Source organism: Trinickia sp. (genome assembly GCF_051954495.1).
Taxonomy (GTDB): domain Bacteria; phylum Pseudomonadota; class Gammaproteobacteria; order Burkholderiales; family Burkholderiaceae; genus Trinickia.
The window spans coordinates 85,513-101,225 of the sequence record NZ_JBQCHR010000010.1; the positions used below are offsets into that span (position 1 = coordinate 85,513).

Annotated in this window: 15 protein-coding genes; 6 read left to right on the plus strand and 9 right to left on the minus strand. The window is 63.9% G+C overall.

Translation table 11 applies throughout. From position 1 onward, the window contains the following. Window positions 1-39: 39 nt before the first annotated feature. On the plus strand, window positions 40-702 hold the full coding sequence (locus ACTHNR_RS00900) for a response regulator (protein ID WP_440545508.1): 663 nt from the start codon (window positions 40-42) through the stop codon (window positions 700-702). Next, on the plus strand, window positions 699-2,033 hold the full coding sequence (locus ACTHNR_RS00905; protein WP_440545509.1) for an ATP-binding protein: 1,335 nt from the start codon (window positions 699-701) through the stop codon (window positions 2,031-2,033). Before ACTHNR_RS00900 ends, ACTHNR_RS00905 begins: the two co-directional genes overlap by 4 nt. A gap of 29 nt (window positions 2,034-2,062) precedes the next feature. Here ACTHNR_RS00905 and ACTHNR_RS00910 read toward each other — a convergent pair whose 3' ends face one another. From ACTHNR_RS00910 to ACTHNR_RS00925, 4 genes are all read right to left on the minus strand, one after another. Further along, entirely contained in the window at window positions 2,063-2,854 is a 792-nt protein-coding gene (locus tag ACTHNR_RS00910; protein ID WP_440545510.1) for an anti-sigma factor family protein, read from the minus strand. Beyond that, complete coding sequence (locus ACTHNR_RS00915; RefSeq protein ID WP_440545512.1) at window positions 2,851-3,372, minus strand: sigma-70 family RNA polymerase sigma factor; 522 nt, start codon at window positions 3,370-3,372, stop codon at window positions 2,851-2,853. Before ACTHNR_RS00915 ends, ACTHNR_RS00910 begins: the two co-directional genes overlap by 4 nt. Window positions 3,373-3,400: 28 nt before the next feature. Further along, window positions 3,401-3,544, minus strand: a complete 144-nt coding sequence (locus ACTHNR_RS00920; protein ID WP_440545513.1) for a hypothetical protein — start codon at window positions 3,542-3,544, stop codon at window positions 3,401-3,403. A gap of 645 nt (window positions 3,545-4,189) precedes the next feature. Beyond that, entirely contained in the window at window positions 4,190-4,741 is a 552-nt protein-coding gene (locus ACTHNR_RS00925; protein WP_440545514.1) for a redoxin family protein, read from the minus strand. A 157-nt stretch (window positions 4,742-4,898) separates the two neighbouring features. On the opposite strand from ACTHNR_RS00925, the gene ACTHNR_RS00930 reads away from it, so the two are divergent. After that, the gene (locus ACTHNR_RS00930; protein WP_440545515.1) at window positions 4,899-5,810 is read left to right on the plus strand and encodes a LysR family transcriptional regulator; all 912 of its coding nucleotides are present in this window, start codon (window positions 4,899-4,901) and stop codon (window positions 5,808-5,810) included. 8 nt (window positions 5,811-5,818) lie between these two features. On the opposite strand, the gene ACTHNR_RS00935 is transcribed toward ACTHNR_RS00930, so the two are convergent. The 3 genes from ACTHNR_RS00935 to fusA all read right to left on the minus strand — a co-directional run bounded on the left by ACTHNR_RS00935 (window position 5,819) and on the right by fusA (window position 9,079). Continuing rightward, window positions 5,819-6,055, minus strand: coding sequence for a tautomerase family protein (locus ACTHNR_RS00935; protein WP_440545516.1), 237 nt, complete (start codon window positions 6,053-6,055; stop codon window positions 5,819-5,821). Between the two features lie 99 nt (window positions 6,056-6,154). Next, window positions 6,155-6,862 carry an SDR family NAD(P)-dependent oxidoreductase gene (locus tag ACTHNR_RS00940; RefSeq protein WP_440545517.1) on the minus strand — a complete coding sequence of 236 codons (708 nt, stop codon included), beginning with the start codon at window positions 6,860-6,862 and terminating at the stop codon, window positions 6,155-6,157. A gap of 165 nt (window positions 6,863-7,027) precedes the next feature. Next, entirely contained in the window at window positions 7,028-9,079 is a 2,052-nt protein-coding gene (gene fusA, locus ACTHNR_RS00945; protein WP_440545518.1) for an elongation factor G, read from the minus strand. A gap of 907 nt (window positions 9,080-9,986) precedes the next feature. Between fusA and ACTHNR_RS00950 the strand changes: the two genes are divergently transcribed. Then, a complete protein-coding gene (locus ACTHNR_RS00950) occupies window positions 9,987-10,655 on the plus strand; it encodes a hypothetical protein (protein WP_440545519.1) in 669 nt (222 codons plus the stop codon). Window positions 10,656-10,739: 84 nt separating this feature from the next. Here the strand turns inward: ACTHNR_RS00950 and ACTHNR_RS00955 are convergent, their stop codons facing one another. Continuing rightward, on the minus strand, window positions 10,740-12,188 hold the full coding sequence (locus tag ACTHNR_RS00955) for a carbohydrate porin (protein WP_440545520.1): 1,449 nt from the start codon (window positions 12,186-12,188) through the stop codon (window positions 10,740-10,742). Window positions 12,189-12,481: 293 nt separating this feature from the next. On the opposite strand from ACTHNR_RS00955, the gene ACTHNR_RS00960 reads away from it, so the two are divergent. Further along, on the plus strand, window positions 12,482-12,841 hold the full coding sequence (locus tag ACTHNR_RS00960) for a COG4315 family predicted lipoprotein (RefSeq protein WP_440545521.1): 360 nt from the start codon (window positions 12,482-12,484) through the stop codon (window positions 12,839-12,841). Window positions 12,842-12,900: 59 nt separating this feature from the next. Here ACTHNR_RS00960 and ACTHNR_RS00965 read toward each other — a convergent pair whose 3' ends face one another. Continuing rightward, window positions 12,901-14,979, minus strand: a complete 2,079-nt coding sequence (locus ACTHNR_RS00965; protein ID WP_440545522.1) for an NAD(+) synthase — start codon at window positions 14,977-14,979, stop codon at window positions 12,901-12,903. Window positions 14,980-15,185: 206 nt separating this feature from the next. Between ACTHNR_RS00965 and ACTHNR_RS00970 the strand changes: the two genes are divergently transcribed. Next, window positions 15,186-15,713, plus strand: a 528-nt coding sequence (locus ACTHNR_RS00970) for a P-type ATPase (RefSeq protein WP_440545523.1), incomplete at its 3' end; no start/stop codon positions are given.

A 15,713-nucleotide genomic window follows, 5' to 3' on the forward strand; every position in this document is an offset into this window, starting at 1 on the left:
GATGCGCCCCATCCACCGCCATCTCGACACGAACGAATCATGCGCCTGCTGTTGGTCGAAGACGATCGAATGATCGCCGAGCCCGTGCTCGACGCGATGCGCCGAGCCGGATACGCGATCGATTGGGCCGAGGACGGCCGGGCCGCCGAGCTCTCGCTGGAGAACGGCGTCTACGATCTCGTGCTGCTCGATCTAGGACTGCCGAAAAAGGACGGCATCGCCGTGCTTCGCGCTTATCGCGATGCGGGCGGCGCGGCGCCGGTGATCATCCTGACGGCGCGCGATGCCCTGGACGAGCGCGTGCGCGGGCTCGACACGGGGGCTGACGACTACCTCGTCAAACCGTTCGAACTCGACGAGCTGGCGGCTCGCGTGCGCGCGCTGCTGCGCCGGCGCACCGGTCAGAAACAGCCTGTCTACACGCACGGCGAGCTAGCGCTCGATCCGGCCGCCCACGAAGTCACGAAAGAGGGCGTTCAGGTGCCGCTGGTGCCGCGCGAGTTCGCCTTGCTGCGCGCGCTGATCGAGGCCCCCAGGCGGGTGCACACGAAAGCCGAACTCGAGGAAAAGCTGTACGGCTGGGGCGAAGAGATCGGCAGCAACGCCGTCGAAGTGTATGTCCACAGCTTGCGTCGCAAGCTCGGTCCGGAACAGATCGTGACCGTGCGCGGCGTGGGCTACCGCATGAAACGCATCGAATGACGTCGATTCGCCACTGGCTGCTCGGCTGGCTCATCTTTGGGTTCGCGGCCGCATCGGGCATCGCCGCCTACGGTATCTTCCGCACCGCGCACGAAGAGGCGAACGAACTGTTCGACTACGAGCTGCGCGCCGTCGCGCTGTCGTTGCCGCCGGTGCCGACAGGGCCCGGCGCGTCGACGCACGTGCCGGGCACGCTAGGCGAAATCTCCGACGAGCGTATCGCGATCGAAGCGTGGGATGCGCAGGGGCGGCAGATCTACCGTTCGGTGCACGCGCCGAGCATCGAACGCCTCACCGAAGGCCTGCGTACGATCGAACGCGGCGAGATTCACTGGCGCGTGTACGGATTGCGGCAACCCGATCGCTTCATTCAAGTCGCGCAACCTGTCTACGTACGCGAGACGCTCGCCCTGCGGCTCGCATTGCGCACACTGTGGCCGTTGGGTTTGCTGCTGCCTTTGACGATCGCCCTCGTGCTCTTCGTCGTGGGCAGAGGGCTCGCGCCTATTCGCGCGCTCTCCCGGGCGCTGTCCACGCGCTCGCTCGATGCGCTCGAACCCGTGCATCCGGATGGCGCCGTGCCCGTGGAAGTCCTTCCGCTCGTCGACGCGCTGAACGATCTGCTCGCCCGGCTGAACACCGCGTCGAGCGCGCAACGCACGTTCGTCGCCGACGCGGCCCATGAGCTGCGCTCGCCGCTCGCCGCGTTGAAGCTGCAATTGCAGGCTGCGCAGCGAGACGGTTCGCTGACGGGCTCGGGCCCGACGTTGGCGCGGATCGAGGAGCGGCTGAACCGCATCATTCGGCTCGTTCAGCAACTGCTCGTGCTGGCGCGCGAAGATGCCGAGCCTGCCTCGGCTTTGGCGCCCGTCGCGCTGCGGCGGCTGGCCGAACAGGCGGTCAGCGATTTCTCGTTGCTGGCCGAGGAACGGTCGATCGATCTCGGGCTGGAACTCGTGGCGGCCACGTCCGCCGACGACGCCTTCGATGTCTTCGGCGAAGCGCACGGCTTGTCGATATTGCTGAACAACCTGCTCGACAATGCGATTCGGCACACACCCGAGGGCGGCCGCGTCGACGTGGTGCTGCGCCGCGAAGGCGGGCACGTCGCGTTCGACGTCATCGATACGGGCCCCGGTATCGCCGAGGCCGAGTTGCCGCGTGTGTTCGACCGGTTTTATCGCGGCGTCGATACGAAAGGGGCGGGCAGCGGGCTGGGCCTTGCGATCGCCTCGCGCGTGGCCCGCCGGCATCGCGCCGAGCTCTCGTTACGCAACAATGCCGACGGCCAGGGGCTGACCGTGTCGGTGTCGAGGCTGCGGCCCGTCTAGCCGATACGCCGCACTGCGTCTTCTATTTTCTATTGCCAGGTTTGCGGCTTTCCGCCCAGCGCGCTGCAGACGTCCACGGCGATCGCGCGCAACCTCGGTTCGGGTATCGCCCCCGACAAGGCATAGCCGGTTCGGTCATTGACCCAATAAAGCGTGTTGCGGCCGCCGGCGCGCAGCAACCGAACCGAAGCTTCGCCCGACGGCGAGCGCGTGACATAGAGCGTGACGCGCTCGCCGGTGCGGTTTTGGTACATGAACTGCGCCGCGGGGCTCGCTCCGTCGCCAGGCAAAAGCCGACCGCCCACGAGCGAATAGCCATATTCCTGCAGGCTAGGGGCCGATAACGGGCGGTCGAGCCGCTTCGACAACCAAGCGACCAGATGCGTTTCGTCGCTGGCGGCGACTTCGACGGGGTGACGAACCTCGGGCGTGTAGACCGCGAACGCGACGTCGGCGCGCCGCGCGAACGCCGCCGGCGCGGCGGACGCGGTCCATTGCGACGACAACGCCCCGGTCAATAAGCCAGCGCCGCCCGCCGTCAAGAGCCAGACGGCCGCCATGGCGAAACGGCGAGGCCAGGATGGCCGCGGGCGCAGTACGATGAACCTGGCCTCGGGCTCGCTTGCCGGCCCGCATAGCGCTTGAAGCGCGGCTTTCTGCGCTCGCCAGGCGCTCACGCATGCTCTGGCTTCGTCGTCATGTGCGAGACGCGCTTGCACGGCAGCGCGCTGCGCTTCGGGCAACTCGCCGTCGACGTAGGCGCCGAGCGTAGCGGCGTCGAGCGGCGACGGCTGCGTGCGATCGTTCGGAGCGTCGTTCATGGCGTCTTTCTCACGACTTTGAGCGGTGTGCTTTTTTGGGAAGGTTCGCCGCCCAGCAGCAAGCGCAAATGCTCGCGGGCGCGCGACAACCGTGACATGATCGTGCCGATCGGTACGCCCAGCACCGACGCGGCCTCGTGATAGCTGAGCTCTTCCACGCCCACGAGCAGCAGCACTTCGCGCTGCTCGAGCGGCAGATGGTAAAGCGCGCGCTGCACGTCGCGCAGCACGAGACCGTCGACTTCGCGATGGGGCGTCTCCATCGTGCGCCACGGCGCCGTCTCGTCCTCGACCGCGATCTCTCTGCGGGCGCGGAACTGATCGATATACAGATTGCGCGCGATCGTAAAGAGCCAGGCTCGAAGATTGGTCCCTTCGCGAAAGGCGCTTGCACGCGCGAGCGCGCGCTCCGCCGTATCCTGTACAAGATCGTCGGCCCAAGCGGGGTCGCCCGTCAGCGCCCTCGCGTAGCGGCGCAGCGGGGCCAGCCCCGCGATCACATCGGCTTCGAACGTCACACGGTCGTCGCCAGGCTATCGATGCACGTCAATATCCACCGCTGCCGCCACTGCCGCCGGAGCTGGACGAGTTCGCGGTATCGCCGGGCGAGGAGCATGCCGACACCGATAGCGAGGCCAGCGCCAATGCCAGCGTCACGAATAAGGTGGAGAGCACTCTGTACGGATTCATCTTCGATTCCTCCTGATGGACGGATGAATACAGCGACGGGCCGCCGGGAAACCTTGGCGGGCGCCGCACTGTACGGCCGCCCTGCCGCGCGGCATGAGCGGAACGCTTTCGTCATGCATAACGGGAGGGCTCGACGATTTATTCCATCGGATGCATGCCGAGCGCTAGAATTTTGTTTTTCGGGCGCTGGGCGCGGCTTTCCCGAGGATAGATCGGGGCGCACGGATGCGACAAGGCCAGCCAGCCGCCGGGGCGCCAGGGTTAAACGAGCCGAGCGCCTTGCCGGGGCACTTTCAACGGTAGCACTCATGAGGCATTGATTGCCGCACCCAGCCATGACGCCACGTAAGCGCCGCTTGACGATTCTATTGGTTATTCTCCTGATCGGTTGCTCTCCTTTCATTTCCGTGTCCATTGCCGGGGCGGTCGCCGACGCATACGGATGCCGCCTCGATGAAGCCGCGATTTACCCTTGCATCATCCACGGGCGCGATTTCGGCGACGTACTGGCGACGATGAGCATAGCGGGCTGGGCCGGCTTGATCACGGTCCCGGCCGCCATTTCCACGCTCATGTGGTGGGGCGTGGCTTTGCTGCTGCGCGCTATTTGGCGCAGGCGAAGCGTGTTTCGACGTTAGTTCGGCACTAGTCCTTTTCCGCCAGCAGTTTTTCTATCCACGCTTGGGTTTCGTCATAGTCGCCTTCGCCCACGTGCGTATAGACGATGCGGCCTTTCTTGTCGACTAGATAAAACGCCGGCCAATACTGATTGCCATAGGCATTCCACGTTGCATATTGGTTGTCCTGCGCCACGGGAAAGCGAATGCCGTACCGCTGGATCGCATCCTTTACGTTATCCGTGACGCGCTCACTCGGAAACTCGGGTGTATGAACGCCGATCACGGTCAACCCCTTTTCGCCGTACTGCTTGTCCCAAGCTTCGACGTGCGGCAGCGTATGGAAGCAGTTAATACACCCGTAAGTCCAAAAATCGACCAGCACGACCTTGCCGCGCAAGGCTTGCATCGTGAGCGGCGGGCCGTTCAGCCAGTGATCGATGCCGGCGAACTCAGGCGCGTTCCGGCCGATGACGGCGGGGCTGCGGGCCGTATCCGCGCCGTCGACTGCTTGGACGGCCGCGCCCGCAACGAGGAGCAGGCCGACGAAGATGCCGAGACGTCGTGTCGATGTGCGCATGATTCGATTCCTTCGAGGTAGGTGGCTCGTGCGCTAGATACGGACGAAAGGTGCGAACGGATGCATGCGGCGGGCGGCGCTAATATGTCGTCGCATTGGGCGGGAAAAAGCGCGGCGACGCCCGCTGGCCAAGCCATTTCAGGGGAATACGAGCATCATGCAGCGTCAATTCGAAGACCTTCAACTCGGCAGCATCGAATTGTTTTGCCTCGCGGCCGAAGCGGAAAGCTTCACGGTGGCCGCGACGGCGGCGGGCGTGAACCCGGCTGCCGTGAGCCGTTCCGTGGCTCGGCTGGAAGAGCGGCTCGGCGTGCGCCTGTTCGTCAGAACGACGCGTCAGATCCGCCTGACCGATGCGGGCCAGCGGTACTTCGAGCAGTGCAGGCAAGCCCTGACGCAGCTGGCCGAGGCGGAGCGCGAGGCGACGGGCCAGCAGACCACACCGGCCGGCGTACTGCGGATCAGCATGCCCACGCCCTATGGCCACTATCGCGTGCTGCCGCTGCTCGCCGCATTCCGGGCGCGCTACCCGCAGGTCAAGATCGAAGCCCACCTGAGCAACCGCAACATCGACTTCGCCGAAGAGGGATTCGACTTGGCGATCCGAGGCCGCGCGCCGCGCGAGTCCAATCTCATTGCCAGAAAGCTCGAAGACGCCGAGATCGTCGTCGTGGGTGCGCCGGAGTATCTGAGCCGGGCCGGCCGACTCGACACACTCGACGATCTTGCGCATCACGACTGCATCCAGTTCGAGCTGCCGAGCAACGGCCGCCACATTCCCTGGCACTTCAAGCAGGGGAACGACACGATCGAGATCGCCACGGGCGGCCCCTACGCCACGTCGGGCGATTTCCTGGCCGGCCTCACCCTGGCCCGTCATGGGGCGGGCCTGTTCCAGACCTACCGCTTCCTGGTGGAGCAAGACTTGGCCGACGGCACGTTGCGCGAAACGCTGGCCGAGTACGGCGGCTGCACGCGCCCATTCGTGCTGCTGTATCCGCACAGCCGGCATTTGTCCTCGCGCGTGCGCAGCTTCGTCGATTTCCTCGTCGAAAAGCTGCGTGCGTAGCCGGCGCCTCAGGTCGCTTTCGCCGCGCGTTGCTTGCGGTAGGCGTCGACGGGCATGCCGCCCCAGCCCCAGTTTTCGAGCGGCACTTCCTCGATGACGACGAACGTTGCGTCGAGCGGCTTGCCGAGGACATCGAGCAGCAACCGGCTTGCGCCTTCGATGAGCTGGGCCTTTTCCTCGGCCGTGACGGCGTCGGCGCCTGGGTGCGTCCCTTCGCGCGTGACTTGAATGGTGACGATGGGCATGACGTGCTCCTTATCGTTTCATTGGGTTTGCATCGAATCGCTTGGAGCGAACGAGCGGGGAGGGCGCAGGCGAGCCGCCCTCATGCTCGAATTCCCCATTCAATGACCGGCGCTCTGCCCGCCGTCGACATGCAGAATTTCGCCGGTCACGAATGGCGCGCCGTCGAGATAGAGGATGGCGTCGACGATGTCGCTCATCTCGCCCATGCGTCCAAGCGGGTGGAACGCGGCAAGGCTCGCGTGCGTTTCCGGCGCATGCATGGGCGATTTGATGATCCCGGGCGATACCGCATTCACGCGAATGCCGGTCTTGGCGTATTCGATGGCAAGCGATTTCGTGGCCGCGTTCAGGCCGCCTTTCGTGAGCGATGCGAGCACCGATGGCACCTGGCTGTTCGCTTGATCGACGAGCGTCGTCGTAATCGTGACGATGTGCCCGCTGCCTTGCGCTTCCATCCGGGCGATCGCTTGCTGCGTGATGTGGAAGAACCCGTCGAGGTTGACGCGATTGACGGCGGCGTAATCCTCGGCGCTATAGCGCGTGAACGGCTTGGCCATGAAGATCCCTGCGTTGTTCACGAGCGTGTCGATGCGGCCGAAGCGGCTCAATGCGGTTTCGACGATTCGTGTGGCCGTTTCCGGATCGCCGATGTCGCCGGCGACGGTTGCGAGATCTCGATCGTCCGACGGCGCGATCGACCGCGCATTCGCGACGACGCGGTGCCCCCTTGCGCGAAATGCTTTCACGGTTTCCGCGCCGATGCCTTGAGAAGCGCCCGTGACGATGACGACTTTGGATGTGCTCATGCTGTGCCTCGAAATTGAATGGTTTTCGGCTGCGTTGCCGACCGAATCGAAGATCCGATGGCGCAGACTGTAGGCGCACTCGCTTGCGCCTCGAAGACCCGACGAGGACAAACAGTCTTGCGTCGCAAGAACAAATCGCTTTGCGTCGCAAGGGGCAATCTTTTCCTACCGTTCGGCGCCTTCCTCGTGCCGCCGGTACAGCGCCGCCAATTTATCCTGCTGGTTGGGCGGAACGGGATCGTAGTGGCTGAGCTCGATGCTGTAATTGCCGTCGCCGCCGGCCATGGCGTTCAGCCGCGACTGGTACTCGCTCAACTCCGACAACGGCGCCTTGGCCGTGACGACCACCATGTGACCGTTCAGCGTGCGCGAGCCTTGGACCTGCGCGCGCCGTGCGGACAGGTCGCCGATGATGTCGCCCATCGCCGTTTCGGGCGCCGTCACTTCCAGATTGACGATCGGTTCGAGCAAGATCGGCTGAGCCTTGAGGACCGCATCGATGAAGGCCTTGCGGCCCGCGACGACGAAGGCGACTTCCTTCGAATCGACGGTATGGTGCTTGCCGTCGTGCACCGTTACGCGTACGTCTTGCATCGGGACGCTGGCGAGCGGGCCGCTCTCCATGACCTGAAGGATGCCTTTTTCGACCGCCGGCATGAATTGCCCCGGGATGGCGCCGCCCTTGACCGCATCGACGAATTCGTAGCCCGCGCCCCGCGGCAGCGGTTCGACACGCAGCATGACTTCACCGAATTGGCCCGCGCCGCCTGTTTGCTTCTTGTGCCGGTAATGCCCCTCCGCCGGCGCGCCGATGGTTTCCCGATAAGCGATCTTCGGCGGCCGCGTGACGACGGCCAGCTTGTACTGCTCGGTGAGCCGCTCGAGCATATGCCGAAGATGGAGTTCGCCTAGCCCGCGCACGACGGTTTCGTTCGTGCCCTCGGGATGCTCGATTCTCAGGCATGGGTCCTCGGCCGCCAGCTTCTGCAGGATTTCCCAAAGGCGCTGCTCGTTGCCGCGTCGTTCCGGTTCGATCGCGAGCGCATAGATCGGATTGGGGAATTCCAGCGGCGCGAGGTGGATGTCGCCGTCCTCGGGCGCATCGTGCAGCACGTCGTCATAGTCGATCTCGTCGACTTTCGCGGTCGCGCAGATATTCCCCGGCCCGGCTTGCGTCACGTCGACGTGATCCTTGCCTTGCAGCACCATCAGGTGCGACACGCGAAAGGGCTGGCGCGCACTGCCGATATAGAGTTGGCTGTCCCGGCGCACGGTGCCTTGATGCACCCGAAATACAGCCATTTTTCCGATATAGGGATCGATGACGATCTTGAAGACGTGCGCAAGCACATGCTTGTCGGCATCGGGCTGCGCCTCCACCGTTTCGCGTCGGCCGTCGACATCCCGGTAGAACAAAGGCGGGTTGCCTTCACGCGGGTTCGGCAGCAGGCGCACGAACACGTCGAGCAGCTCGGCGATGCCGGCGCCGGTCGCGGCGGAGGTGAAGCAGATCGGCACCAGATGCCCCTCGCGCAGCGCCTGCTCGAACGGCGCATGCAATTGCTCGGGCGCAATCGCCTCGCCTTGTTCGAGGTAGAGCTCCATTAATTGCGCGTCGAGTTCGATGACCTGATCGACGAGCGCGTCGTGCGCGGATTGAACGCTTGAAAAATCGGCTTCGCCGGACGGTGTAAAAAAGCAATCGACGACGTTTTGTGCCTGCTGCGAGGGCAGGTTGATCGGCAGGCAGATCGTGCCGAACGTTTCCCGAATATGCTCGACGAGCGCCGGAAGATCGACCTTTTCGCCGTCGATGCCGTTCACGACGATGATTGTGCAAAGCTTGCGCGCTCTTGCCCAGGCCATCATCCGGCGTGTGGTCATTTCGATGCCGGTCCGGGCGTTGACGACGATCGCGACGGTTTCGACGGCGGGCAGGGCGCTCATCGACAGGCCGCAGAAGTCGGGGTAGCCCGGCGTGTCGACCAGATACACGCGCGTGTCGCGATAATCGAGGTGGGCGATCTTGGACGTCAACGAGTGACGGTACTTTCGCTCCAGGGTGTCGAAATCGCACACCGTGGTACCGCGCTCGACGCTGCCCGCGGCGTGGATGGCGCCGCTGCGCGACAGCAGCGCTTCGATCAGCGAGGTCTTGCCGCAACCGGCATGGCCGACCACCGCGATGGTACGAATGGCTTCGGGTTGGGAGTCCATGGCCGCCCTCGTCCTGCGATCGCAATGCGGCCATTATTGGCGAAAACGTAGCGCGCCGCCACCGGCAAGGCGCCTGATCGCGGCCGCGGATGTTGCCCCGACCGCCTAAGAGGGACGATCTTACTTCACGCTGCATTATCGTGCGGCGCAGCACGGTTTCAATACGAAACTGAGCTGAATGCTATACCCGATTACTGGTTGGGCTAAAAAAAGCTTAGGTGTTCTAATTAATCGTCAATCGATCAACATCAAAACATAACAATTGTCACAAAGTCGACTCGGCATGATCGACGGGTCTGCGACATTCCGTGGTTCAAGGGTCACGCGGCAGTCGGCGATCCGTCTCGTATCTTCAGTACAAAGGGGGCGGATTCGGAGAATGTGGAAATTAAATCGTTTTCCCTTAATATCTCAGACTCTTAAATTTTCTCCGGTTTCTTGACATGCAATCTGTTAATCACTAGATTCGTCTTCAGCTCTTCATTCTAAAACGTTCCGCGGAATTGACACATAACCGCTAGCCGTCCGGCCCGATAACTGCCGTAGCGACTGGGAGGGGACCAGACATGTTTTGCGACTCGAATCCACCCGGCTATCGCGCAAGTGCGCGCGGGCGGGCGATGGAGCGGCAGGCCGCGCTGCATCGGCTCGACCCGAGGCTGCCGCGCCCCGTCGTTTCTCGTTCAATGGCACTGCCGTACCAATTGCTGCACCGCGAAAGGCCGAAATAGAGCACTTCGCGACGTGATCGTTTCTGTATGTTTTGCCGGTTGTCGGTGCATATGCCGAGGGGTGAGCGCGTCCTGAAGACGTCGATTCCGCCTTTCGCTGTAAGTCCGGCGGATATCACCGCGCAATCTCGAAGTTGCGGCACGTTGACTCATCCAAAACCCGGGGGGGCGAAAACATGAACGGCAATGTCGTGCGTTATGGTGATGCAATCGTCATGGAGAGCTGTGAAAGCAGCGAGCCGTTATTTTTAGGTATCGTGCGGCGATCCGAGGGGCGCCGAAACCCGTTACTGCTGTCGACCGAAGTATCCGAAGCGGACAAACATCCGGCCGGCGACTATCAGTGGCGAATTCTGCCTGTCGTGGGATCGAAACGAAAATGGGGCGACCCCATCTCGTTCGCCGACCGCGTGCGGCTGCAAATGGTCGACGATAAAGGCAACTCGCGCATGTTGTCGGTGAGCCATCTCGACAATCGGTCGGTCATGGCTGAACGCAGGCCGACGAAAATGGAAGCCTGTACGTGGTGGCTGACCTACACGAACGAACTCAAGGTTAGGCACGACGGACGCGCCGCGCCTTCCGGCGAGCTGGAGCCGCACTTGCAGTACGGCGATGCCAACTATGTCGGATTGATCAACGCCGCGCGGTACCTGGCGGCCGCGGACGACCAATATCGCATCTTGCGCAAGCGCGCCGTGCTGCTCGACGACCTACCGGCCAAGGGCACGGGACCGTGGTGGTACATCCACCGCTCGCTCAGGGACGTCGTGCCCGCCCCCGCTCGCGTATCGAAGGACGCTCCCGCACGCGAAACGGCCATGCGCTCGTTGTCGATCGCCTAGCCGAGTTAAAGTCCCGAAACGGCCCTTCGGCCATGTCGAATCGGCATCCGGTTACAAAAAACCGGATCCCGAACGCCTCTATCTTCAGAACGTGACAGTCGTGCGGACGCCGACGACGAACGTGTTGCGCAGCGCTTGCGCGGGCGCGTTGGGGTTTTGTCCCGCGCCGGCGTTGAACGTGTATTGGGCGTCGCCCTGTACGAGCCACCACGGCGTGACCTGGTACTGATACGTTGCCTCGACAGCGGTCTCGCTGCCGCGTACGGCGTTGCCGTTGTCGGCGTCGAGCCCGCGCGCGTGGCTGCCCACTTTCACGTACGCGAGGCCCAGGCCGACGCTGTCGTTGTCGCGCCCCTTGAACGGGGCCTTCATGACGACCCCTACGTTCGCGCTCAAGCTGATTAGATTGCGATCCCCGGGCGCGCCCATGATGCGCGCGAAAACGCCGATGCTGCGCGGCTCGTCAGCGTTCGGGCGCCAGACCATTTGATCGGCGACGGCGTAGAAGCTGTAGTCGCCCCGGTGCTGAGCCGCGCTGCCGGTCGAGGAAGGGCTGGCCAAGGATTGGCCCGTATTGTCGAAGCGTGGGTCGGCAAAGCGCTCGTTGTTGTACCAAAGGCCGATCTTGTACGTGCCGGGCAGGCCGCTCGGTTTTCCGGCGGCGGGACCGCTCCCGCCTTCCTGCGGCGGATTGACGGCGTATTGAAGCTCGCCGATGTACAGTGCGCCGTTGTGCAGATTGAAATTCGTGCCGCTGCCGTTCAGCCGCTGCGGATCGCCCGCGCCAGGCGCCGGATTGCCGTCGAACACGCCTACCAGCGCCGTGAGCGACGGCGAGAGTTGCGCACGTGCTCGCACGCCGAGCGCCGACAACGGATACGCAGGGCCGCCCGAGGGCAGATCGTAAGAGGGCACGCCCGCCCAGCCGAACATGGTGTTGACGAACGTGTTCGCATACGAGCTGACCATGAATTCCTGGTCGAGGCTTTGCTGCCCGACCTTGACGTCGACGCGGCCGTTGAACAACGACTGCTGGTACCAGAGCTCCCACAAGCGCGTGGTGTCGTCGGCTTCGATTCCGCTCGCCGTGTTGAGCGTGCCAAGGTTGTATTGGCTCAAGTTGCGGCCATGAATTTGCAAGCCGCTGACATTGAACGTGCCCCCGGGTATGCCCAACGCTTTCTGCGTATCGATGCTGAGCGTCATCGTCGTCAAGCCGTCGTACGCGCCGCCGCGCGCTAGGCCGCCACGCAGGTTGGCGAGATATTCGCTCGTCTCGGTCATTGCGAACGTCGCGCCGTATCGGTCGAGCCAAGGGCGCAGGCCGCCGATATCGCCGAGCAGGTTCTGGCGCGTGGCGATGCCGTTCGATTCATCGGACGGTTGGGTTTTTACGCCTTGAGGATCGGGCGGTGGCGGCGCGGCGTCGGGCGCGTCGGCGGCGCTCGCGGCGCCGGAGGCCAGCGCACCGCAGGCTAAAGCGGCGTAAATCGCCAGGCGTTGGACGACGGGTCCAGCGGCGAATTTCAACATCGAGGCTCCTACTTGGTGTCGGTGACGTGCGGGCAATACGTCGATGGGAAGCGGATTGTACTCAGCCTCGGTGAAGCTTGAAAGGCTGACCGCCGATCATGCGCGCCACCCTGGGCGATGCGCTCGCCACGCGCGGCATGCGTTTTCGTGCGGCCCGCCGTCGGGAAAGCACAATTTTTTTTTCTCCCTGGAATCAACCGCCCGTCCGAATCGTTCTACTCCTAGCCTTCGCGCGCTGGTGTTCGCGCGAAGGCGTCCGGAACATACGCTCTGACTTGAAAGGGGAGACTTTTATGAGCAAGCTCTTGCTATGCCTCGTCGCATGCGCGGTATCGACAGCCGCCTTGGCCGAAGCGCCGAAAGTGGCGAACGGCGTGGTCGTCGACGACGAGGGCATGACGCTGTACACCTTCGATCGCGATACCGCCGGGGCCAAGAGCGCCTGCACGGGCGGGTGCGCTACGCTGTGGCCCGCCGCGACGGCCGATTCCTATGACAAAGCCAGCGGGCAGTGGGGCTTCGTCGATGCCGCCGACGGCAAACGGCAATGGACCTACGAAGGTCATCCGCTCTACCGCTATTCCGGGGACAAAAAGCCCGGCGAAAAGAACGGCGATGGCTTCCGCGGGGTATGGCATCTCGTCAAGCCGTAGGCCCGCGGCGCTTGTCGCCGATGCGAGGTCGTGACGGGCGGCGCGCCGCTCGCGGCCCGTCAAGCGCCGGGCTCGCTCTCATCCGCGTCCGGAATGAGATCGAGTTCGGCCAGCCAGGCATCGGCCGTCGAATCGCTGGGCGCCCGGTAATCGCCGCGTGGCGAGACCGATCCGCCCGAGCCGACCTTCGGCGCGTTGGGCAAACAGCTGCGCTTGAATTGTTGCCCGCCGAAGAACCGCTGCAGGAAAATGCCGAGCCAATGCTTGATCTCGCCGATCTCGTAGCTATGCCGCTTCTCGTCGGGCAGATCGGGCCACGAACCTAGCGTGGCGTCATGCCAGGCGGACCAGGCGAGGAACGCGACCTTCGACGGCCGATAGCCGAAACGCAGCAGATAGTAGAGATTGAAGTCCTGCAGCTCGTACGGGCCGACTTTGTCCTCGGTACGCTGGACTTGTCCGGCTTCGTCGGCCGGAATCAATTCGGGGCTGATCTCGGTATCGAGCACGTCGAGCAATACCGCGCTAGCGGCCGCGCTCAGCGTGCCCCACTGCGCGCTGCGGCGGATCAGGTACTGGATGAGCGTTTTCGGCACGCTCGCGTTGACGCCGTAGTGCGACATGTGATCGCCCACGCCATACGTGCACCAGCCCAGCGCGAGTTCGCTGAGGTCGCCCGTGCCGACCACGAGCGCCCCGTATTGATTCGCCATTCTGAACAAGTGGCTCGTGCGCTCGCCGGCCTGGACGTTTTCGAACGTGATGTCGTGCACCGGTTCGCCGTTCGCGTAGGCGTGGCCGATGTCCTCGAGCATGCGCAGGCAGCTTGGGCGGATGTCGATTTCCCGCGCTTCGCAACCGAGCGAGGACACGAGCCGTCTCGCTTGATCGAGCGTGCGTTCGCTCGTGCCGAAGCCCGGCATGATGCAGCCGATGACTGCGGTGCTCGGCAGTTGGAGCGCCTCTACGGCGCGCATGCAGACGAGCAGCGCGAGTGTCGAATCGAGCCCGCCCGACACGCCGATCACGAGCCGAGACACGCGTGCGGCTCGCATGCGCGTGACGAGCCCCTGTACTTGGATGTCGTAGATCTCTTTGCAACGCTCGTCGCGCCGGGCGGGGTTGGCGGGCACGTAAGGGAAACGCTCGTACGTGCGCTCGAGCGGAAGGCGCATCGTGCGAGGCAAGATGGTGGGCACGGCTACGGTGCGAAAGCGCGCGACGGTATCGCGATGCGCATGCGCCGTATCGCCGAACGTCGTCTGCCGCATGCGCTCGCTGTGCAAGCGGTCCAGGTCGATGTCGGCCACCGCGTATTGCGGCGTATCGAGAAAACGGCGCGTTTCAACCAAGGCATTGCCGTTTTCATAGATCAGACCGTGACCGTCCCAGGCGAGGTCAGTGGTGGATTCGCCGTAGCCCGCCGCGCTATATGCATAGGCCGCTAGGCAACGGGCCGACTGTCCCCCCACGAGATCGCGACGGAAATCGGCCTTGCCTACGGTCACGTTGGATGCCGATAGATTGAGCAAGACGGTCGCGCCGGCCAAGGCCGCGTACGACGACGGCGGCACGGGCACCCATAAGTCCTCGCAGATCTCTACGTGAAACGTCAGTAGCGGCTGGCGCTCGAAGCGAAACAGCAAAGCGCTGCCGCAGGGAACGTCGGCTTGGCCGAGCAGCGACATTCGGTCGCGCGTCAGCCGGTTGCCGGGGGCGAATTGCCTCGGCTCATAAAACTCTCGGTAGTTCGGCAAGTAGGTCTTGGGAACGATGCCGAGTATCCGCCCACGGTGCAGCACGGCCGCACAGTTGAAGAGCTGGCCGCCGATGTCGAGCGGCACACCGACGATCGCGACCGATTCGAGGTCGCGCGATGCGAGCAGCACATCGTTGAGTGCGGCGAGGCAGGCGTCCAACAACGCGCGCTGATGGAAAAGATCGTCGCACGTATAGGCGGAAAGCCCGAGTTCCGGGAAGAGCGTCACCACTGCATGCCGCGCATCGGTCTCTCGCATGAGCGCGATGGTCTCTTTGGCGTTCGAAGCGGGGTCGGCCACATGGGTACGCGGCACCGCGACGGCAATGCGCACGAAGTTGTGGCGATAGAGGTTGAAGAAGTTCGGCGCATCGGTCATGGCGAAAGCCTCTTTTAAATTCTAAACGTCGTGTTCGGTCGATCAAGCGGCTAGCTTGACACACATCAACCGCCGCGCTTGCGGCGAGGGTCAAATGGACCCGGGTGCAGCTTTCCATCCTTTAGTCGCCGCCCGGCGTGCTGCAACGCGCCAGCGTCTATTCCTGCCCAGCCCGTATTGATAACAGATTGCGCCATCCACCGCCTATGAACGGGACCGCCCAAGCCCGCGCACCACGCGCCGCCGACCGTGTCGATGCGTCCGAGAACCAGGATGAAGGCCTGACCGACGAGCAAGCAGCAGAGAGGTTGACACACTATGGGCCGAACGCCGTCGACGAAACGTCGCCGCCCTATTGGCGTGTCGTGGCAAGCAAGTTTTGGGCGCCGATTCCTTGGCTGCTCGAAGCGGCGGTCGTTCTCCAATTGCTCGCCGGCGCCCAGTTGGAGGCGGCGGTGATCGCTGCGCTGCTCGCTTTCAATGTCGCGCTCAGTCTCGTCCAGGAAAAGCGCGCGGCGTCAGCGCTTTCGGCCTTGACGCAGCGGCTTGAACCGCAAGCCCGCGTCAAGCGCGGCGGACACTGGAAAAAGATGCCCGCGGCCGGGCTCGTGCCGGGCGATTTCGTCGAACTGTCGCTTGGGGCGGTCGTCCCGGCCGACGCCCGCGTCGGGGGGGGGGGGGGCAGCCACCATAAAAAAGCATTGACCGGGGGGTCCGAACCCGCCGACCCGCTG